The 20106-nt window shown below is 65.0% G+C and carries 18 protein-coding genes, 2 tRNA genes and 1 riboswitch; of the genes, 7 read left to right on the top strand and 13 right to left on the bottom strand.

The features are described 5' to 3' along the window. Positions 1 to 84: 84 nt before the first annotated feature. Entirely contained in the window at positions 85 to 1536 is a 1452-nt protein-coding gene (locus tag A5766_RS23365; protein ID WP_064906634.1) for an acyl-CoA carboxylase subunit beta, read from the top strand. 296 nt (positions 1537 to 1832) lie between these two features. On the opposite strand, the gene A5766_RS23360 is transcribed toward A5766_RS23365, so the two are convergent. The 5 genes from A5766_RS23360 to A5766_RS23340 form a co-directional block, all read right to left on the bottom strand. Continuing rightward, positions 1833 to 2351, bottom strand: a complete 519-nt coding sequence (locus A5766_RS23360; protein ID WP_005206476.1) for a DUF3145 domain-containing protein — start codon at positions 2349 to 2351, stop codon at positions 1833 to 1835. A 158-nt stretch (positions 2352 to 2509) separates the two neighbouring features. Continuing rightward, complete coding sequence (locus A5766_RS23355) at positions 2510 to 3325, bottom strand: serine hydrolase domain-containing protein (protein ID WP_064906633.1); 816 nt, start codon at positions 3323 to 3325, stop codon at positions 2510 to 2512. 28 nt (positions 3326 to 3353) lie between these two features. Next, positions 3354 to 4484, bottom strand: coding sequence for an NDMA-dependent alcohol dehydrogenase (locus tag A5766_RS23350; protein WP_064906632.1), 1131 nt, complete (start codon positions 4482 to 4484; stop codon positions 3354 to 3356). Positions 4485 to 4609: 125 nt separating this feature from the next. Then, on the bottom strand, positions 4610 to 6211 hold the full coding sequence (fadD5, locus tag A5766_RS23345; RefSeq protein WP_064906656.1) for a fatty-acid--CoA ligase FadD5: 1602 nt from the start codon (positions 6209 to 6211) through the stop codon (positions 4610 to 4612). 38 nt (positions 6212 to 6249) lie between these two features. Then, positions 6250 to 7026 (bottom strand): enoyl-CoA hydratase-related protein, encoded by a 777-nt coding sequence (locus A5766_RS23340; protein ID WP_387313226.1) that lies wholly within the window; start codon positions 7024 to 7026, stop codon positions 6250 to 6252. 254 nt (positions 7027 to 7280) lie between these two features. Between A5766_RS23340 and A5766_RS23335 the strand changes: the two genes are divergently transcribed. Next, positions 7281 to 8492, top strand: coding sequence for a TetR/AcrR family transcriptional regulator (locus A5766_RS23335; RefSeq protein WP_064906629.1), 1212 nt, complete (start codon positions 7281 to 7283; stop codon positions 8490 to 8492). Between the two features lie 18 nt (positions 8493 to 8510). Here A5766_RS23335 and A5766_RS23330 read toward each other — a convergent pair whose 3' ends face one another. Next, a complete protein-coding gene (locus tag A5766_RS23330; RefSeq protein ID WP_064906627.1) occupies positions 8511 to 9332 on the bottom strand; it encodes a hypothetical protein in 822 nt (273 codons plus the stop codon). 106 nt (positions 9333 to 9438) lie between these two features. Between A5766_RS23330 and A5766_RS23325 the strand changes: the two genes are divergently transcribed. Together A5766_RS23325 and A5766_RS23320 are read left to right on the top strand one after the other, a co-directional pair. After that, on the top strand, positions 9439 to 10575 hold the full coding sequence (locus tag A5766_RS23325; protein WP_064906625.1) for an acyl-CoA dehydrogenase family protein: 1137 nt from the start codon (positions 9439 to 9441) through the stop codon (positions 10573 to 10575). Next, positions 10532 to 11278, top strand: coding sequence for a GntR family transcriptional regulator (locus A5766_RS23320; protein ID WP_082965621.1), 747 nt, complete (start codon positions 10532 to 10534; stop codon positions 11276 to 11278). The genes A5766_RS23325 and A5766_RS23320 overlap by 44 nt, the downstream gene beginning before the upstream one ends. Here A5766_RS23320 and A5766_RS23315 read toward each other — a convergent pair. The 4 genes from A5766_RS23315 to A5766_RS23300 all read right to left on the bottom strand — a co-directional run bounded on the left by A5766_RS23315 (position 11258) and on the right by A5766_RS23300 (position 12628). Further along, a complete protein-coding gene (locus A5766_RS23315) occupies positions 11258 to 11683 on the bottom strand; it encodes a pyridoxamine 5'-phosphate oxidase family protein (protein ID WP_005206486.1) in 426 nt (141 codons plus the stop codon). The genes A5766_RS23320 and A5766_RS23315 overlap by 21 nt on opposite strands. Before the next feature lie 58 nt (positions 11684 to 11741). Continuing rightward, on the bottom strand, positions 11742 to 12056 hold the full coding sequence (locus tag A5766_RS23310) for a DMT family transporter (RefSeq protein WP_005206487.1): 315 nt from the start codon (positions 12054 to 12056) through the stop codon (positions 11742 to 11744). 15 nt (positions 12057 to 12071) lie between these two features. Then, a riboswitch (guanidine-III (ykkC-III) riboswitch) is annotated at positions 12072 to 12135 on the bottom strand. Positions 12136 to 12179: 44 nt separating this feature from the next. Beyond that, complete coding sequence (locus A5766_RS23305; RefSeq protein ID WP_005206488.1) at positions 12180 to 12380, bottom strand: hypothetical protein; 201 nt, start codon at positions 12378 to 12380, stop codon at positions 12180 to 12182. A 175-nt stretch (positions 12381 to 12555) separates the two neighbouring features. Further along, positions 12556 to 12628 (bottom strand) — tRNA-Asn (locus A5766_RS23300). A 200-nt stretch (positions 12629 to 12828) separates the two neighbouring features. Here A5766_RS23300 and A5766_RS23295 point away from each other — a divergent pair. Together A5766_RS23295 and A5766_RS24805 are read left to right on the top strand one after the other, a co-directional pair. Continuing rightward, a tRNA-Ile gene (locus A5766_RS23295) sits at positions 12829 to 12902 on the top strand. 856 nt (positions 12903 to 13758) lie between these two features. Then, entirely contained in the window at positions 13759 to 13917 is a 159-nt protein-coding gene (locus A5766_RS24805) for a hypothetical protein (RefSeq protein WP_168431277.1), read from the top strand. A 6-nt stretch (positions 13918 to 13923) separates the two neighbouring features. Here the strand turns inward: A5766_RS24805 and dnaG are convergent, their stop codons facing one another. Then, complete coding sequence (gene dnaG, locus A5766_RS23290; RefSeq protein ID WP_005206489.1) at positions 13924 to 15843, bottom strand: DNA primase; 1920 nt, start codon at positions 15841 to 15843, stop codon at positions 13924 to 13926. Between the two features lie 143 nt (positions 15844 to 15986). On the opposite strand from dnaG, the gene A5766_RS23285 reads away from it, so the two are divergent. Then, entirely contained in the window at positions 15987 to 18218 is a 2232-nt protein-coding gene (locus tag A5766_RS23285) for a glycoside hydrolase family 3 C-terminal domain-containing protein (RefSeq protein WP_005206490.1), read from the top strand. 17 nt (positions 18219 to 18235) lie between these two features. Here the strand turns inward: A5766_RS23285 and A5766_RS23280 are convergent, their stop codons facing one another. Beyond that, complete coding sequence (locus A5766_RS23280) at positions 18236 to 19543, bottom strand: deoxyguanosinetriphosphate triphosphohydrolase (RefSeq protein WP_005206491.1); 1308 nt, start codon at positions 19541 to 19543, stop codon at positions 18236 to 18238. After that, positions 19536 to 20009: a cold-shock protein gene (locus A5766_RS23275; RefSeq protein WP_005206492.1), complete on the bottom strand. Its 474-nt coding sequence runs from the start codon at positions 20007 to 20009 to the stop codon at positions 19536 to 19538. Before A5766_RS23275 ends, A5766_RS23280 begins: the two co-directional genes overlap by 8 nt. Between the last annotated feature and the right edge of the window lie 97 nt (positions 20010 to 20106).

Genomic DNA, 20106 nt, shown 5'->3' with positions numbered 1-20106 from the left:
TGTATCACCTGACACCGGATGGTCGACGTCGCGGTCGGCGCCACCACACCTCCCCAACTCGCAACGCAGCAGTAGGAGACAGCGATGACCACACTGGCCCCCCTCACCGGCCACGAGGACGCGGTCGATCCCCGCGATCCGATGCTGCGACTGACCAACTTCTTCGATGAGGGCGCCCTCACGCTCCTCCACCCGCGTGACTCCTCGGGTGTGCAGGCTGCGATCGGACTCGTTCACGGCGTGCGCACCGTCGCCTACTGCACCGACGGGACCGTCATGGGCGGCGCGATGGGCATCGTCGGATGCGCACACATCGTCAACGCCATCGACACCGCGATCGCCGAGCAGGCCCCGGTCGTCGGAATCTGGCACTCGGGCGGAGCTCGCCTCGCCGAAGGTGTCGAAGCACTACACGCCGTCGGCGGAGTGTTCGAGGCGATGGTGAGGGCCTCCGGCTACATCCCGCAGATCTCCGTGGTCGTCGGCTTCGCGGCAGGCGGCGCGGCATACGGGCCCGCACTGACCGACGTCGTGATCATGGCCCCCGCCGGACGTGTCTTCGTGACCGGTCCCGACGTCGTCCGCAGCGTGACCGGCGAGTCCGTCGACATGGAATCGCTCGGCGGACCGCACACCCACGGCAAGAAGTCCGGCGTCAGCCACATCACCGCCGACTCCGAACCCGACGCGTATTGGCGCGCACGACGACTCGTCTCGACGTTCGGCAAACAGGGCCACTTCAACCGAGAGCAGGCAGAAGCAGGCGACTCCGACCTGCAGGCCCTGCTACCCGAATCTCCACGACGCGCCTACGACGTCCACCCCATCGTCGCGAAACTCCTCGACACACAACTCGCCGCCGACGGTGAGACCGAAGTGTCGAGTTTCGAAGAGCTGCAAGCGAAGTGGGCTCCCAACATCGTCATCGGCTTCGGCCGACTCTCCGGCCGCAGCGTCGGCGTCGTCGCCAACAACCCACTGCGCATGGGTGGCTGCCTGAACTCCGAAAGCGCCGAGAAGGCCGCGCGTTTCGTGCGCCTCTGCGACGCCTTCGGCATCCCACTCATCGTCATCACCGACGTCCCCGGCTACCTGCCCGGCGTCGACCAGGAGTGGAACGGCGTTGTTCGACGCGGCGCAAAACTGTTGCACGCCTTCGCCGAATGCACCGTGCCCCGCGTGACGCTGGTGACCCGCAAGATCTACGGCGGCGCCTACATCGCGATGAACTCACGCTCACTCGGCGCGACCGCCGTATTCGCCTGGCCCGGATCCGAAGTCGCCGTCATGGGCGCCAAAGCCGCCGTCGGCATCCTCCACAAGAAAGCACTCGCCGCCGCGCCAGACGACGAACGCGACGCACTCCACGATCGGCTGGCCGTCGAACACGAACAAATCGCAGGCGGACTCGACCGTGCACAATCTATCGGCGTCGTCGACGAGGTCATCGACCCCGCCAAAACCCGCAGCATCATCGCCGAAGCACTCGCGTCCGCCCCCGCGCGGCGCGGGAGGCATAAGAACATACCCCTGTAATTGGCGGCGACTCCGTCGCCGCGTGTTGTCGGGCCTTAGCCCCCGGTCTTCCCTCCTCGTCGCATCGGTCGCTTCGCTCCCTCGCTCCTCGTCAGTCCAGACCGGGGTCGGCCCGACAACTTTGCGGGCCGCATCGGTCGCTTCGCTCCCTTGCTCCCTCACTAACGCTAGCCGGCCCGCATCGGTTGCTACGCTCCCTCGCTCACCAACGCGATTCGGCCCCGGCAGTACTCTGCCGGGGCCGAATCAGTGTGTCGGGTCGGTGATCGGAGGTTGGTCACCAACTCCGATGTGGTTCATCCGACGCGTTGCGTCAGCCAGGTCACCTCGGCGCCCGCGCCGCCCATGCGGTACGCCTCGAGAGCGTCGTCCCATGCGGTACCGAGCGCAGCTTCGAGTTCGCCTGCGAGCCCAGCGCTGTCCGGCTGGGCCTCGATCAGCGAACGCAGTTGCATCTCGCCGATGATCACGTCGCCGTTGGCGCTCGTCGATCCGCGCCACAAGCCAAGTCCCGGAACATAACTGAACCGCTCGCCGTCGACGCCCTCGCTGGCATTCTCGGTCACCTCGAAGCGCAGCGACGACCACTCGCGCAGCGCATTCGCCAGCCGCGCAGCAGTACCTACCGGACCCGTCCAGTCAACGGTTGCCCGTTGCATGCCGGGTTCGGCATCCTGGGCGGACCACTTCAGGTTGGCCCGCGCATTAAGGGTCGACGACAGAGCCCACTCCACATGCGGGCACAGCGCAGCCTGCGCTGAGTGGATGTACACCACTCCGGTCGTCATGTCCGCAAACTGATTCAGGTTGCGCACCTTGTTCACCTCCGTTGTCGACGAGGAACGTCTTCCCCAACACACCTCGCGACAGCGGATATCACACTCGTGTTGTTTATTGTGCCTGATGTTGTACGTGTTGCGCTAGTTTCCGAAGGTGATTGGTGTGAATTACTGATTCACCGGCCCGCCCGATGTCAATCGTCCGCGACGAGAGTGTCGACGACGGCGTCGTTGAACTCGGTCCACAGCGGCTTGGCCCAGGCTCCGAACGGCCGGTCCGTCAACACGACGCAGGCCGCGGCCAGCTCCGGATCGACCCAGAGATAGGTTCCCGACTGTCCGAAGTGCCCGAACGTCGACGGCGAGTTACGTGTGCCCGTCCAATGCGGCGACTTGTGCGAGCGGATCTCGAATCCGAGGCCCCAGTCGTTCGGCTTGTGCTTGCCGTAGCCGGGCACGAAGCCGTCGATACCCGGAAACCACACCGAATGCGCCGAGTCGGCGAGGTCCGACGAGAGCAGGCGTGGTTGCAGCAGCTCGGCAGCGAAAACGGCAAGGTCGTCGACGCTCGATCGTGCTCCGTGGCCGGCAGGTCCGTCGAGCGTCGTCGACGAGAGTCCCAGTGGCGCACAGACTCCCTCGGCGAGGTAGTCGGCGAATGCAATCTCCGTTGCGGCCTCGACGGTCTCGGCAAGCACCTCGAACCCGGCGCTCGAGTAGATCCGCTTCGCCCCCACCGGCGCCTCGACCTCTCGCTTGTCGAATGCGAGTCCCGACGCGTGCGCGAGGAGATGAGCGATGGTCGCGCCGGGCGGCCCGGCCGGGTCGTCGAGTTCGACGGCGCCCTCCTCGACCGCAACGAGAACCGCCTCGGCCACCAGGAGTTTGGTGACCGAGGCGAGCTCGTAGATGCGGGCGGTGTCCCCGTGTGCGACGACCCCCTCGGGAGTGACGATTGCCGCGGCGACATTGTCGACCGGCCAGGAATCGAGGGCCTCGAGAACACTCACGGGGACCTACGTTACCGGTAGACGACGATCAGTGATCCTCGTCGGTGTAGCGGATGACTCCGCGAATGTTCTTGCCGTCGAGCATGTCCTGGTAGCCCTGGTTGATCTGATCAAGCCGGTACTGCCGCGTGATCATGTCGTCGATGTTGAGTTTGCCGATCTTGTACATCGAAAGCAGTTGCGGGATATCGAGCTTGGGGTTCGCACCGCCAAAGATGCTGCCCTGCAGGTTCTTCTGCAACAGGGTGAGCATCGCCAGATTGAGCGTCACCTCGGTGTCGAGCATGTTGCCCATGCCGGTCAGCACGCAGGTGCCCGCCTTGGCCGTGATGCCCAACCAACTGTCGACATCCTTGCCGTGTACCTCTCCGACCGTCACGATGACCTTGCGGCACATCGCTCCGTGAGTGGTCTCGGCAATCGCTCCCGCAGCCTCGTCGATCGACGCAAACGCCGCCGTCGCACCGAATTTCAGTGCCTGCTCACGCTTCCACTCGACCGGGTCGATCGCGAAGATGTTGCGCGCTCCCGCGATCACCGCACCCTGCAGTGCCGCTGTTCCGACGCCGCCGACACCGACGATCGCGACGTCTTCGCCCGGTCGGACATCGCCACTACGCGTCGACGACCCGTAGCCGGTGGGAATGCCACAACCGACGAGAGCCGCCACCTCGAATGGGATGTCGTTGTCGATCTTCACCACCGATGCCTCATGCACCACCATGTACGGCGAGAAGGTACCGAGCAGCGTCATCGGATAGACGTTCTCACCCTTCGCGGTGTGAATACGGAAGGTGTGGTCCGACACCGCTTCTCCCTGGAGGAGCAGCGCGCCGAGGTCGCACAGGTTCGCCAGCCCCGACCGACACGACGGACACTTGCCGCAGGACGGGATGAAGGACAGGACCACGTGGTCGCCGACCTCGAAATCGGTGACACCCTCGCCGAGTTCCTCAATGACACCCGCACCCTCGTGACCGCCGAGAATCGGGAAGCCGCCCAGCGGGATACCACCGGTCATCAGGTGATGGTCGGAGTGGCACATCCCGGCGGCTTCCATCCGGATCTTGATCTCGTGCGCCCTGGGCTCGCCGATCTCAATTTCTTCGATCTCCCACGGCGAGTTCAGTTCTCGCAGCAACGCACCCTTGGTCTTCATTCATGTCCTCCGCTTGTTGTCGTACACGCGCAGCGTGCCCTTGGTGCCGGCACGGCCTGGCGTCCCTACTGAGACGATAGTCACTTTTCGTCGGAAATGGAACGTGTTCTACTTTTGTGGCGAGATCAGTTGGCCAGACCCTCGTCTTTGCTGCCGTAGCTCTCGCGCAGACGCGGCTTGACGACCTTGCCACCCGCGTTGCGAGGTAGTTCTTCGACGAGAACGATGTCCTTGGGCTGCTTGAACCGCGCCAGGTTCTCGTCGAGGTACGGCTCCATCTCCTCGAGGGTGAGGTCGGCGCCGTCGACCGTCACCACCACGGCGACCGGCACCTCACCCCACTTCGGATCGGCCCGTCCGATCACAGCGGCCTCGACGATCCTCGGGTGGCCGTAGAGGACGTTCTCGACCTCGGCGCAATAGATGTTCTCGCCGCCCGAGATGATCATGTCCTTCGCACGGTCGACCACGTAGAGGAAACCCTCGTCGTCGCGACGCACGAGGTCTCCGGAGTGGAACCAGCCCCCGCGGAAGGCATCCTGTGTGCCCTGCGGGTTCTGCCAGTACCCGAGCATCATGTTCGACCCGCGGTACACGATCTCCCCGACCTCGCCGTCGGCGACGTCGTTCATCATCGGGTCGACGACGCGCGCGGTGACCGCCGGAACCACCTTGCCGATCGATCCGATCTTGCGCAGCGCGTCGGCGCCGTCGAGAACGCAAGTGATGGGCGACATCTCGGTTTGTCCGAAAACCGCGACGTTGAGCGCATCGGGAAAGGTCTCGTTCATCGCGTTCAGCACGGTGTCCGAGGCGGGCGCCGCGCCCCAACTGATCACGCGGAACTTCACGTCGCGTGGTTGTGCCTGCTGCGCCGCGCAGACCGCCTGCCACTGGGCCGGTACCAGGAAGATCGACGTGATGGCCTCGCGTTCGCACATGTCGAGCATCTGGTCGGGGTCGAACGCGCCGAGCGGATGGATGACCGACGTCGCGCCCATGTAGAACAGCGGCGCCATCGCTCCGATACCGGCGATGTGGAACATCGGCGCAACACCGGCACAGATGTCGTCACGGCTGGTGTGCAGCGCCTGTAGGCAGGTGAGTGCCTGCGACTGCATGTTCGTGTGAGTCAGCATGGCGCCCTTGGGTTTTCCCGTGGTGCCCGACGTGTACATGATCAGCGCGACGGTCTCTTCCGGAATGTCGATCTCCGGGAGGTCGGACGCGTCTTCGGCGATGAGATCGGCGTAGTCGAGGTGGGCATCGTTGTCGGAGCCACCCACCACGATCACCTGATCGACGTCGCCGGTTGCGGCGACAACCGCATCGGCAAGTGGGGCGAGCAACGTCTCGGTGACGATCGTCCGCGCGCCGCTGTCGGTCACCAGGTAGGCGACCTCGGCGGGGCTCATCCGCACGTTCACCGGCACCGGGATGGCACCAATGATGTTGGCCCCCAGGATCGCTTCGACGTATTCGGTCCTGTTGAGCAAGATCATCAGCACCCGATCGCCGAACCCGACGCCACGACGACTCAGCGCCGCCGCGAACGCAGTGGTGCGCTCGTCGAGTTGCTTCCAGGTCGTCGTCTCACCCAAGAACTTGAGTGCGGGAGCGTCTGGCTGCATCAGCGCATGCCTGCGGACCTGGTTGTTCCAGTGGTTGCGGCGAGACCGCAGCGGTTCTGTGTTGAGGTCTTGGCCCGAGGCGACGGTCGCGGTCATGGAACTCTCCTTGGATTTCTCGACGTTGGTTCGCAACGTCAGTGTCGGCGTGCGGTGGTGAATGCGGCTATGGCCGCCTGGAATTCGTCAGATTGCAGAAGTCGAGTCTGTCCACTGGTCTCCCGTTCCAGGGTCGACTCGAATCCCGCGAGCGTGTTGGCGTCGAGCGCGGATTTCGCCAGACGCAACGCCTGCGTCGAACTCTGCGCGAATCGCTTGGCGACGCCGGCGATCTCGGCGTCGAGCGCGGTTCTGTCGTCGACGAGTCCACTGATCAGGCCGGCGTCGAATGCTTCTGGCGCAGGCAACTTTTCGCCGAGGAGGACCAGCCGATTGGCGCGCGCCCGACCGATCGCGGCCGACACCGTCGCGGTCGCTCCGCCGTCGGGCATGAGCCCGATGTTGGTGAATGCCAGAAGAAAGTAGGAACGTCGGGTGGCGAAGATGAGGTCGGAGGCGAACGCCAGCGATGCCCCGATCCCGACCGCGGCGCCGTCGACGGACGCGACAACCGGAACCTCGACGCAGCGCACGGCACGAGCCAACGCCGACCCTCCGCCGATCACGGATGCCGCACTCCGCTCGTCGATGCCGCCGTTCTCCGACGCCCGGGCAGCGATGTCGCGAATATCGGCGCCGGTGCTGAAGTGTCCCCCTGCGCCGTCGATGATCACCGCGCGTATGTCGTCCGCGGCGCATCGAACGGTGAGGAAGTCGATCAGCGCGCTCGAGGCGTCTCCGTTGAGCGCATTCATCCGTTCCGGACGATCGATCGTGACGCGGGCGATCCCCCGATCGTCGACCTCGGTCCTGATTCCGGTAGCGATCGAGGCGTCAGACCCTGCGCCACCGGTCACCCGACTGTCAGACCCAGTCGCCCGATTGTCAGACACAGCCCGTCCCATCGCTCGCCGGTCGCGTGATCATGCCGCCACCATACATGCTAATGAGATGTAGACCACAGGAATCGCGATTAACTTAGCCAACTCGTACGACGCCGCTACCACCCGTTTTAGACGATTCAGCAATTTGTTCTCTGACAAAGGCGCTCTCGCTCTACTCTGGACCGATGAGCAGTCAGCCCTCGACTGACCACCCTCCGACACACATCGACGGACCGCCACGTCGACGCCCCGCCGACCGCCGAGCGCTGATTCTGCGTACCGCGGCACAGGAGTTCAGCGACCGCGGATACCACGCGGTGCGCCTCGAGGAGATCGCCGACGTCGTGGGCATCTCCACTCCCGCGCTCTACCGCCACTTCCCGACGAAATACGCACTTTTCGCCGAGGCCACCGGACTACTCGCCGACGTGCTGGCCGAGGCGCTCGAGACATCGCAGAGCGACCTCGAGTCGGCACTGACCGCTCTCGCACAGTCGGCCATCGACCACCGCAGGACCGGTGGCCTCTACCGCTGGGATCAGCGCTACCTCGACGGTGATGACGCCACGAAGGTGAAAGTCGTTCTGGTGGACCAGCATCGACGAATCCGCGCAGCGCTTCTCGATGCACGCCCGAACATCCCCCGCCCACACGCCGACCTTCTCGTCGCGGCGATGATCAGTGTCGTGGCAAGCCCGACCACACATCGGACTGCGTTGGCAGACCGCGACATTCGTCGACTACTCGTCGCCACCGCGCTCTCACTGGCCGACGTCGCACCGCTGCTCGCCACCGACGCCTCAGTCCAGCGCCCGCCATCCGGGCTGGCGCCGGCGTCGAAACGCGAACTCATACTCACCGAATCGATCTCACTCTTCTCCGCACGAGGCTTCCGAGAGGTCACGATCGACGAGATCGCCGCTGCCGCAGGCGTTCCCGCATCCGGCGTCTACCGCCAATTCGAGAACAAAGCCGCGATACTGTCGGCTGCATTCTGGCGAGCGTCCGACCGCGTCAGTGCCGCCACTTCCGACGCACTCGCGGCGTCGACGACCAGCCGCGCAGCGCTCGAGTCGCTCGTTGCCCGCTACGTACGACTCTTCGTGCGCGACACCGCACTCGTGACGGTGTACCTGAGCGAGATCGGGCACCTGGCCCCGTCGGAGCGCAGCGCGTTGCGGCGTCAGCAGCGTGCCAACGTCGACGAGTGGGCCGCATGGGTCACGCGCGACCGCCGCGACGCGATCAGTCGTGGACAGGCCCGCTTCCTCGTGCACGCGGCACTGAACGCCATCTCGGATCTGCTTCGACTACGCCGCCCACCAACCGCCGAGCAGGTCACCGCGATCGGCTGCGCCATTCTCGAAGGCCCCCGACCGGGCCCACAGCAGCGCTGACGTGTTGGCTGCCTGATGTCAGACGGTCGCCAGATCGTCGAGCAACCACGTGCCGTTCCGCTTGGCGAGCGTGATCTCGACACGCGATTGGTACGGGATGCCGTCGGGAACCTGCGCGGCGATCTCCGACGACTTCACCGTCTGATCCAAAGCCACGAGGACCACCGCACGGTCGGCAGTCATCGATTCGATCCCCGCACGCTGCGCCTTCGCCGTCGACACTCCCTTGGCGTTCGCGTTGCCCTTGCGCGCATCCTGCGACGAGGCGATGTAGGTCTTACCGAACTCCGGGGTGGATATCTGCGTGATTCGACGATCGAGATCGCCGTAGTCGGCGGGATCGTAGGTGGTCAGCTCGACGGCGTAGCGACGCGCGGTGTCGAGGACCGTTGTGCGATCGGCATCCGACGGTCCGGCGTCGGACGCTCGGCGATCTGCCTGCGCGTACAGGTACGCGAGTACCCCGGTCGAGATCGCGAGGACCACCACGAGCGATGCCAGCACACCGACCAGTAGCCGCCCGCGGCCCGGGCGCGTCGCTCGTGCGGCGCTCTCCGCCTCGGCTCCCACGCCACCGCTCTTCTCGCCGCGACTCTTCTCAGTACGGCCACTCGTGGTGTCGAGTTTGCGTGGCACCCGGTCGGCGGCCTCGGCGCGCAGTTGTTCACGCCTGCTGCGATTCGCCGCGAGGAACTCATCTCCGTCGAGTGGCGAGACGTCGGCGCTGGTCGGCCCGGCGCTCTCGGCCTCCACGCTGTCCTCTGCCTGCACACTCTCCTCGGCCTGCACGCTCTCCTCGGCCTGCACGCCGTCGTCGGACGGGATTCGCGATTTGGGCATGGCAACCAATCTAGCCATCGATTATGTGGTCCAGACCACGGCCCGACATATCACATATATGATTTAGCCAGAGCCGCCTACGGCTTCGCACATCGAGAGGACAACGGTGAACTTCACTGAGGAACAGCGCGCATTCGCGACGTCGGTCGCCGATTTCTGCCAACGCGAGGTCGGTACCCGCGACCAGCGCAATCGCTACACAAAAGACGGGACGGAGCTGCACTCGCGCGAGCTCTACCAGAAGATGGCCGACCTCGGCTGGGCTGGCATCATGCTGCCCGAAACCTACGGCGGGTCGGGCGCGGGCAATGTCGAGATGTGCATCTTGCTCGAAGAAGCGATGCGCGGCATGGCCCCCATCGGCGGGATCGGGCCCACCTTCATCACCGCCCTCGCCTACAACCGATTCGCCGACGACCAGCTCAAGAAGGAAGTCCTGACCGGCGTCGTCAACGGCGATGCGCTGTCGATCTCGATGTCGGAGCCCGAGGCCGGTTCCGACGTCGCGAACCTCACGTGCCGTGCCGAGAAGGTCGACGGAGGGTGGGTCATCAACGGGCAGAAGACCTGGTGCTCCAACGCACACTTCGCACGGTCGATCCTGCTGATCGCCCGCACCTCGAACACCGGCAAGAAGCACGAGGGAATCACGCAGTTCCACATCCCTGCCGACACACCGGGTTTGGAGATCAAGGGCATCGACACGCTCGGCGGTCGAGAGGTCAACGATCTCTACTTCACGGACTGTCGAGTGCCCGACTCGGCGGTCGTCGGCGAGGTCGGCAACGGCTGGAATCAACTCATGGCCGGACTCAACACCGAGCGACTCATCCTCGCGGCCATGCAACTCGGTGTGGCCGAGCGATCATTTGCCGACACACTGGCGTTCATCACCGAGCGCAAACAGTTCGGGCGTCCCATCGGGTCGTTCCAGGTTCTGCGGCATCGCATGGCCGACCTAGCCACGGAGATCGAGTGCACCAAGCAACTCGTCTACTCGGTGGCTCAACTCGCCGACGACAATCCCACCAAGCTCCTCCCCCGCGAGGCGTCGATGGCGAAACTCAAAGCCACCGAAACCTCCAAGCGCATGACCATCGATGCCATGCAGATGATGGGAGGCTACGGCTACGCAACGGAATTCGACGCCGAGCGCTTGATGCGTGGTGCGATCATCTCGACGGTCTACGGTGGCACCAATGAGATCCAGCGCGACATCATCGGCAAGACCTTCGGACTCTGACGGGTCGAGGGCGCCGCGACGGATTCCTCGGCGCCCTCAACTGTCCGAAGAGGTTGCCGCACACCTGAGACACCGCATCATGACCGCCGACATCAGACCCGGCGAATTCATCAGGCTCGACGACATCGCGGCCGAGCTGGGCGTCAGTGTGACCCCTGTGCGCGAGGCGTTGCTGACCCTGCGTGGCGAGGGCATGGTCGACCTCGAGCCGCACCGCGGATATCGGGTCGGTCCGCTCGACCGTGTCGACGTCGACGACCTGTTCTGGTTGCAGGGCGAGATTGCGGTGCGGCTCGCTCTGCGCACCGCAGCCGCGGTGACATCCGACGACCTCGACGAGTTGCAGTGGTGGACGCGACGACTGCGCACAGCAGTCGAGAGTGGCGATGAGAATGGCGTCATCGAGGCGGAGTTCGAGTTTCACCGCGCGCACAACGTCATCGCGGGAGGCACCAAGTTGGCATGGTTCCTCCTCGCGGCCACGCGGTACACACCCGCACGGCTCTACGCCAACGACCCCGAGTGGGGCCACACCGCGGTCGACAGCCATGAACGACTGATCGACGCCTACCGTTCATCCGACGTCGACGAGGCGGTGGTGCAGACACGTCGCCAATTCACCGATGGCGCAGCACGTTTGACTCGCCACCTCGAACAGAGCGGCATCTGGGGCGCAACCGACTCAGACCGAACCCAGGTCTGACGCGACCCACTGTTGTGGTCGCACAACGACTTTCGTCTGCTTACCGTGCTCGGAGGTGGCGAATTCGACGTAGCCCGCGACTTTCTCGGCAGGCAGGTACCGCGTCGCCATCTCGACGAGATCGTCCTTGGTTCCGTCGACGTAGTCGATCACCTGACCCGACACCGCGGCGTAGGCAATCGTTGGCGAGACCACCTCGGCCATGACAGTGCAGCGCCCGGCTGCACGCAACAGCGAGATCTTGCGTGACTCGGCACCTGTCAGAAACCAGAGGTCGCCGCCGGGACTGTACTGATACCAGATCGGCACCACCAGGGGGGCGCGGTCGGCGCCCGCCTCTATCGAGAGCGCGCCGATGTGCGGCTGCGCGAGAAATGCTTGCCGTTGTTCCTTGTTCATCGCCATGACCCGAGGCTAGTGATTTCCTCCGTCGAGCGTCGGCACCCAGTTCTACGGCCGCAACTCAGTGGGCGAGCTTGAGTCCCACCACGGACACGATGATGAGAAAGATCAAGCCGGCCTTGATCAGGGACGCTGATTCCGCACCGGTCACCATCGCATACGTGACTGTCAGCGCGGCTCCGATACCAACCCAGATCGCGTAGGCGGTGCCAGTTGGCAACTCCCGCAACGCAAACGCCAGCCCGGCCATCGATCCGATGAGCGCGACGGCGAAGACAATTGTGGGGACGATCTGGGTGAACCCGTGCGACTTACCGAGAGCAGTCGCCCACACGGCCTCGAGAACACCAGAAATGATCAACACGATCCACGACACGAGACGTCGAACCTCCGAGCGCCGTCTTGTCGCTGGCCGGGTACGGCGCGCCTCGTCCGGTTGTCAGCATTGACAATGTCAATACTAGCAAATCGGACACCCGAAAATTCCTGGCGCGAGACGCTACTCCGACGAACCACCCTTGCCGACTGCGACCACTCCCGCCCCCACCACCACGATCGCAAGGCCGAAGATCGTGTAGAGCCACGCGGCGACCCCGCCACCGTAGTTGTCGATGTCACCGATACCTGCAGCAGCGAAGATGAGTCCCATCGCGATCGCCAGTCCGGGAAGTACATAGAAGAGCGGTGAATGCGTTGACACGGCGTTGACCTCCTCGACACTCCACCTTCCGTCGCTGACCGACGGAAGTGTTGGTCACGATCAACGTTAGAACCAGCTCCACGCCCACGACAGGGTATTTGGTCGAGTCTCCGCACTCCGAAGGACAAAACAAGAAAGGCCCGGCGGATACCGGGCCTGACCTGCTCTAACTCTGCTCCCCCAACTGGACTCGAACCAGTAACCGTTCGATTAACAGTCGAATGCTCTGCCAATTGAGCTATGGGGGATTGCTCTCGATTCGGGCGCCGCGAACAGCACCAGAACCGAACGCTGACTCTAGCGTATGGACTCACGTCAGGACAAAACGGCTGGTCACGGGGGTGCGAGGCAGAGCCGGTCTGGCGACGTCCCGGACACAAGACATCACATCGTCTAGTAGCACCATCGTGCCTTTCCGGAGATGCAGTGCGATAGGGTGTCAGCGCTGGCCCGGGTAGCTCAGTTGGTTAGAGCCGTCGACTCATAATCGATAGGTCGCGGGTTCAAGTCCCGCCCTGGGCACGCCCAACCCCTTCCCGCAGATCCGAGTGCGGGAAGGGGTTTCGCGTCTCAACGCCTCGAACCGCCCGCCCGGTGACCCGACCCACATTCGCGCCACCACGAGCTGAGAATTTCGGTCGCTTCGCTGTCGCAGCGCAGCCGTCGAGCCGCAATCCCGGGGCACAGGAACTAGGGGAAGCGTTCTTTCCGCGGGTCTCTTCGGTTTCCCCGCGCAACTTCTGGCGGAAGGGTCAGCAACCCGAGGAAGGATTCCTTCCCCTACTTTCCGTCGGGCGGGCGGCCCGAGAGCCGTGCAGTTCGACGCCGCGCGACGTCGAGCGGTCGTGCAGCTCGACGTCGAGCCGCGATCCCGAGGCGCAGGAACTAGGGGAAGCGTTCTTTCCGCGGGTCTCTTCGGTTTCCCCGCGCAACTTCTCGGGGACAGGTCAGGAACCCGAGGAAGGATTCTTTCCCCTACTTTCTGCCGGGGCACCCCAGCCCAAAAAGCCGTGCAGTTCGACGTCGAGCCGCGATCCCGAGGCGCAGGAACTAGGGGAAGCGTACTTTCCGCGGGTCTCTTCGGTTTCCCCGCGCAACTTCTCGGGGACAGGTCAGCAACCCGAGGAAGGATTCTTTCCCCTACTTTCTGCGGGGCCGCCCCGGCCCGACTAGCCGTGCCGCCCTGCCCCGAGCAGCCCAACCCCCCGCCCGGTGACCCGACCCACATTCGCGCAACCACGAGTGAAACCTCGCGTCAACTGGCCGATCGGTCAGGTGTCGCCCCATACTTTCGGTAGGCCATCGAGCCGAGAATTCCGGTCGCTTCGCCGTCGCAGCGCCGCCGTCGCCCACTGTCCGAGCCCGAGGAGGCGAGCTGATGAGTGCAGACCACATCTGGGGACGCCCGCGCCCAACGCCCGACCGCTGCGAAGGCCCCCACACGTACTCCGGTGGCTGCCGGTACAACTCCGAGGATCCGCACCGGCCGATGTTCCCCGAGGAACTGCGACCAGGCGGCAGGCTCAACGCCGCCTGACCACCGTCATCCGACGTCGACGACAGGGTCGACGGCCTGCTCGAGCAGACTGCGTCGATACGCCTCCAACGCCACGAGGTCGCCGAATACCGCGTGATAGCCGTCGGGGTCGTCACCCGGGGCCATGCGGCGCAGCCGTGACTTGATGTCGGCGATCTGCGCGCCCACCCAGACCTCCTGCAGTCGGGCCAGCACACTGCCGATGTAGCGCGAGATGTTCTGCTCGCTGACCGGCATCGGTTCGACGGCGAGTTCGGTCACCATCGGCCCGACGACGGGGTTGTCGACCTCGTGGTTGACGGCGTCGATCCACTCGGTGCCGCCCATCCCCGACGACGTGCCACCCAACGCCGACATCGCATTTCGGACGCCGGTGTAGGCGGGTTCGGTGAAGCACTCCTCGGGCAGCGAATCGAAGACGGTGCCCGCGATGGCCGGGTATTGCAGTGCCGCCTTGAGCGCCTCGCGCTGCGGCCAGAGGCGGGGGTCATCCGGGTTGGGTCGCCCGGGTCCCGGCGCCTTCTCCGCTTCGGGACGGTCACGACGCATCTGCCGCCCACGCCCCGACGCCGATGCACGTCCGCTCACCCGAGCGACGCGCGCACCCTCCTCACGGACCCGCGCGAGAACCTGCCCGACTTCTTCCCAGCCGACCCAACCGGCGAGTTGACGGGCGTACTCGTCGCGCAGCGCCACGTCTTTGATCCGGGCCACCACCGGCACCGTGTCGCGCAGTGCGTGGACGCGACCCTCCGCGGTGTTCAGATCGAACCCGGCCAGCAGGGCCTTGATCGCGAACTCGAACATCGGCACTCGACGCGCGATCAGATCCCGGACCGCGGCGTCTCCCCTGTTCTGCCGCAACTCGCACGGGTCCATGCCCTCCGGCGCGATGGCGACGAAGGTCTGACCCGCGATGGATTGCTCGCCTTCAAACGCCTTGAGCGCCGCAGCTTTTCCGGCCGCGTCGCCGTCGAAGGTGTAGATCACCTCACCGCGGAAATACGAGTCGTCCATCATCAGACGACGGATTAGCGCCAGGTGATCCTCACCGAATGCGGTGCCACACGAAGCGACAGCAGTCGTCACCCCCGACAGGTGCATCGCCATCACGTCGGTGTATCCCTCGACCACGACGACCTGATGACTCTTGGCGATGTTCTTCTTGGCGTGATCGAGCCCGAACAACACCTGAGACTTCTTGTACAGCATGGTCTCCGGCGTGTTCATGTACTTGCCGAGGTTGTCGTCGTCGAACAGCTTGCGCGCACCGAAACCGATGATGTCTCCACCGAGATTGCGGATCGGCCACAGCAGACGGCGATGGAATCTGTCGATGGGGCCCTTGCGGCCCTGCTTCGACAGGCCGGCTGCCTCCAGTTCGGCGAACTCGAAGCCCTGCGACAGCAACGCCTTGGTCATCGTGTCCCAGCCTGCGGGGGCGTAACCGCAGCCGAAGGCCGACGCCGCAGCGGCGTCGAAGTTCCGTTCGGTGAGGTAGTCGCGCGCAATCTGCGCGTCGGGGGTTCGCAACTGCTCGGCGTAGTACTTCTGCGCGGCGGCGTTGGCAGCTACCAAGCGGGCGCGGGTTCCGCGATCACGTGCGACCGACGTCCCGCCACCCTCGTAGTGGATCTGATATCCGATCCGGTCGGCGAGTTGCTCGACGGCCTCGACAAAGCTGACGTGCTCCTGCTTCTGCAAGAAGCTGTAGACATCGCCACCCTCGCCGCATCCGAAGCAGTGGAAATGACCGTGATGCGGACGGACGTGAAACGACGGCGTCTTCTCGTCGTGGAAGGGACACAGACCCTTGAGTCGGTCGGCACCGGCCGGACGCAATGCGACGTAGTCGCCGATGATCTCCTCGATGCGTGTCTGTTCACGGATTGCCGTGATGTCACGATCGGGAATTCGGCCTGCCACGTGCCCAGTGTAGTGACCTCTGCGGTTCGCCTCGTCCGCTACATCCACAAGCGCGCGGACCGACCCCGAACACGCACGGCTTCCGACGACGGATCGGCTACGGTCGAAAGCGGGGGGCCGAGTCGTCGCACCGAGGAGTACCTATGGCTACATCGTCGTTGTCCACCGCAGAGCAGGCCCGACTCACCAGCGGCAAGAACTTCTGGCAGACCAAGTCCGAGGGCGACCTGCCGTCGATCGCAATGACCGACGGCCCGAGCGGACTGCGCAAACAAGAGGGCTCCTCCGACGCGCTCGGCTTGTCGGAGAGCGTTCCCGCGACCTGCTTTCCGCCCGCTGTCGGACTCTCCCAGACCTGGAACCCCGACCTTGCCGACCGCATCGGCAAGGCCATCGGCACCGAGGCACTCGCCCGCCAGGTCTCGGTCGTTCTCGGCCCCGGCATCAACCTCAAACGCTCCCCGCTCGGCGGCCGCAACTTCGAGTACTACTCCGAGGATCCGTTCCTGTCGGCGGCATTCGGCGAAGCATGGGTGCGCGGCGTGCAGAGCGTCGACGTCGGTGCGTCGCTCAAGCACTTCGCGGCCAACAACCAGGAGACCGATCGCATGCGGGTGAGCGCGGCAATCGACGAGCGCACACTGCACGAGCTATACCTTCGAGCGTTCGGCCACATCGTCCGCACCGCACGACCCTGGACGGTGATGTGCTCGTACAACCGCATCAACGGTGTCCACGCGAGCGAGAGCCGCGAGCTACTCACCGGAATCCTGCGAGACACTTGGGGATTCGACGGCGTGGTGGTCAGCGACTGGGGTGCGGTGGTCGACCGCGTCCGCTCGGTGGCCGCCGGACTCGACCTGATGATGCCGTTCGGGGGCGACGAACTCGACGACGACGTGGCGGCCGCTGTGGATGACGGCCGCCTCGACCCGCAGGCACTGCAGGAGTCTGCCGACCGGATGATCGCGCTCGTCGAACGAGCAGCACCGCACATCCGTTCGGAGAACGGCACATTCGACGTCGACGCCCATCACTCGCTGGCGCGTGAGGCGGCCGCGCAGGCGATCGTGTTGTTGCGCAACGACGACGACCTCCTCCCCTTCGACAGCTCCGAAAAGTTGGCCGTCATCGGCACGATGGCCGCGCAACCGCGCTATCAGGGCGGCGGGTCGTCGAAGGTCAACGCCACCAAGGTCGACATCCCGCTCGACGAGATCAAGCGGCACGCCGACTCCGAAGTCGTCTACGCCGCCGGATACACCACCGACGACAACGATTCCCAGAACCGCAGCGACCTGATTTCCGATGCCGTCGCCGCGGCGCGATCCGCGACCAACGTCGTGCTGTTCCTCGGACTCGCCGAGCACCAGGAGTCAGAGGGATTCGACCGGACCACCATCGACCTTCCCTCCGATCAGCTCGAACTCGCAGGGGCGGTACTGGCCGCGAATCCCCGTACGGCCGTGGTGCTCTCACGCGGCGGAGTGCTCCGCGTCGCACCGCTCCTGGCGCCCGCGATCCTCGACGGCGCGCTCCTCGGACAGGCGGGCGGAGGCGCCATCGCCGACGTTCTGTTCGGCAGCGTCAATCCGTCCGGGCGACTGTCGGAGACCATTCCGCTGCGTCTCGAGGACAACCCGAGCTACCTGAACTTTCCCGGCGAGTTCCAACACGTCACCTACGGCGAGGGACTCTTCATCGGCTACCGCTGGTACGACGCGCGCAAAATGAACGTCTCCTATCCGTTCGGACATGGCTTGTCCTACACCGACTTCGACTACCGCGACCTCTCGGTCACCGAGAATGCCGACGGCCTGACCGTCGAGGTGACCGTCGCCAACGTCGGCAAGGTCGACGGACGCGAGGTCGTGCAGGTCTATTCAGGCATCGAGACGTCGTCGGTCTCGCGGCCGGTGCGCGAACTGAAAGCGTTCGCGAGCGTCGACGTCAAGGCGGGCGACGAGCAGCGCGTGACCATCAGCGTGCCGCGAGATGTGTTGGCGTACTGGGATGTTCGCGTCCACGATTTCCTCGTCGAAGGCGGAACGTATCGGATCGACGTGGGAGCGTCGAGTCGCGATATCCGCGTGCACGCCGACGTCGAGGTCAAGGGAGACGAGATCTCCGTCCCGCTGACCACCAATTCGACGATCGCCGAGGTGGTTTCGGTCCCCAGCGGCAAGGACGCGTTGACCGAATTGGTCAAGAGCTCCTTCCCCGACGTCACCGAGGCCGACGGCCCGGGGCTGCTCGCCATGATCGGCTCGGTGCCTGTCGACAGACTGCCGGAGTTCACCACGGGCGCGGTCACCAAGAAGGCGCTGGCGGAAAAGCTCGACGCCGTCAACGCCGGGAACTCATCCGCCCAGTAGTGTGCAGCCCAGCAGTCTCAGCCCAGGTGCGCCTGGGCGCCGGAGTTCTGTTTGTCCATCCGTTCGAGGCGTCCCTCGGTCATCGAGGCGATCTGGTCGACGATGACACGCAGTCGCGCGGCGTCGGTCTCGGCGGCCTGCCAGGTCGGAACGAAGATCGGATCGAGTCCTCCGGGAGCCGCGGCCATCAACCACCCCGCGACCCGGTGGATGCGCTCGCGTTGGCGGGCCTGGTGCGACTTGTGGCGTTCGTTGGAGAAGATGAATCGCAGCGCCAAGGTCTTGAGGATCGCAACCTCGGCAGCGATCAGCGGTGGCACGGTGAGGTCGGCGTCGTAGCGAGAAATCGAGCGCCCGCCGACCTGTTCTCGGGTACCCGTGATGGCGGCGGACGCGAACCTGCCGATGAGTTCACTCGTGAGTCTCTTGAGCCGTACAGACGCGTCGAGACTGCCGTCGAACACCCCGACCGCCCGCACGATGTCCATCTGCGAGAGCCTGCCCGCGGCGTCGATCAGCGGTTCCGGTTCGAGCTCGGGAAATTCTGCGACACCTATCGCCGCCAGCGTGCGTTGATCGTCCGGGTCGCCGAGTGACCGGAGATCGATGCGGTTGGCGATGACGCCGTCTTCGAGGTCGTGGACCGAATACGCGACGTCGTCGGACCAGTCCATGACCTGCGCTTCGATACACTGCCGATCGCCGGGCGCACCCTGCCGAACCCACGCCAGGGTGTCGGCGTCGTCGTCGTACGCACCGAACTTGCGGGCCGGCGGCCGACGCAGCCACGGGTATTTGAGGGTCGCGTCCAACGACGCGCGGGTCAGGTTGAGACCCGCGGACGCGCCGTCGGCGTCGAGAAGTTTCGGTTCGAGCCGCGTGAGGATGCGCAGGTTCTGCGCATTGCCCTCGAACCCGCCGATGTCGACGGCGACCTCGTCGAGCGCTCGTTCGCCGTTGTGTCCGTACGGCGGATGCCCGATGTCGTGGGCGAGACCTGCGAGTTCGACGAGGTCTGGCTCGCAGCCGAGACCGATCGCGATCCCCCGCCCGATCTGCCCGACCTCGAGCGAATGCGTGAGACGGGTACGCGGAGTATCACCCTCGCGTGGTCCGACGACCTGGGTTTTGTCGGCGAGCCGACGCAGTGCGGCCGAATGGAGTACGCGCGCACGGTCGCGCGCGTACTCGCTGCGGTGATCTGTCCTGGTGCCGGGCAGGCTGGCCGTCTTCGCGCCCTCGCGAACGATGCGCTCGACGGCCTCCTCGCCGTACTCGGCAGTCGGAGGTATACCGGTCCGGCCAGAGAGCGGGGTACTAGTCAAGCACCCAGCCCCGACCGACCGCGAAGTCGGTGACGCGCTGACGGATGGCGACGATCTGCTTGGCAGTCAGGTCGCCGGAGGCGTCGAGGAGCAGTTCGGTGATCTCCTCGGTGAACGCCGCTGAGTCGAGTGACCCGCCGCCTCCGCGCGGACGTCGACGGTCGGCCCCGTGTGAGCGATCCGAACCGTGTGAGCGACCGTGGTGATCGTGCGAATCGCGACGATGCGGGCGCCCCGATCCCGACTCGTCGGCCGGCGCTTCTTCGGTGACCGCGACGTTGACCGCCTTGGCCCCGCGATCGGTTTCCTCGATGTCGAACGAGACCTTGGCACCCGGCTTCAACGAATCCTCGTCGATGTCGATGTCATTGATGTGCAAGAACACATCGGCACCGCCCGACTCCGGGGCCAGGAATCCGAATCCTCTATTCGTGTCGTAATGCACGACTTTCCCGCTGACCGCCACGACTCCACTCACTCTCCTCGCCGCCCGGTCGGACCCCGTGTCCGGCCACGCACGGCAAACTCTCCTCAATTGTGACAGACCACCGCAGGTCAGGCCT

The sequence above is a fragment of the Gordonia sp. 852002-51296_SCH5728562-b genome (assembly GCF_001665475.1).
In the GTDB taxonomy this organism is placed as follows: domain Bacteria; phylum Actinomycetota; class Actinomycetes; order Mycobacteriales; family Mycobacteriaceae; genus Gordonia; species Gordonia sputi.
Note: the sequence above shows the minus strand (reverse complement) of the source record. Positions and strands in the feature narration are given on the sequence as shown.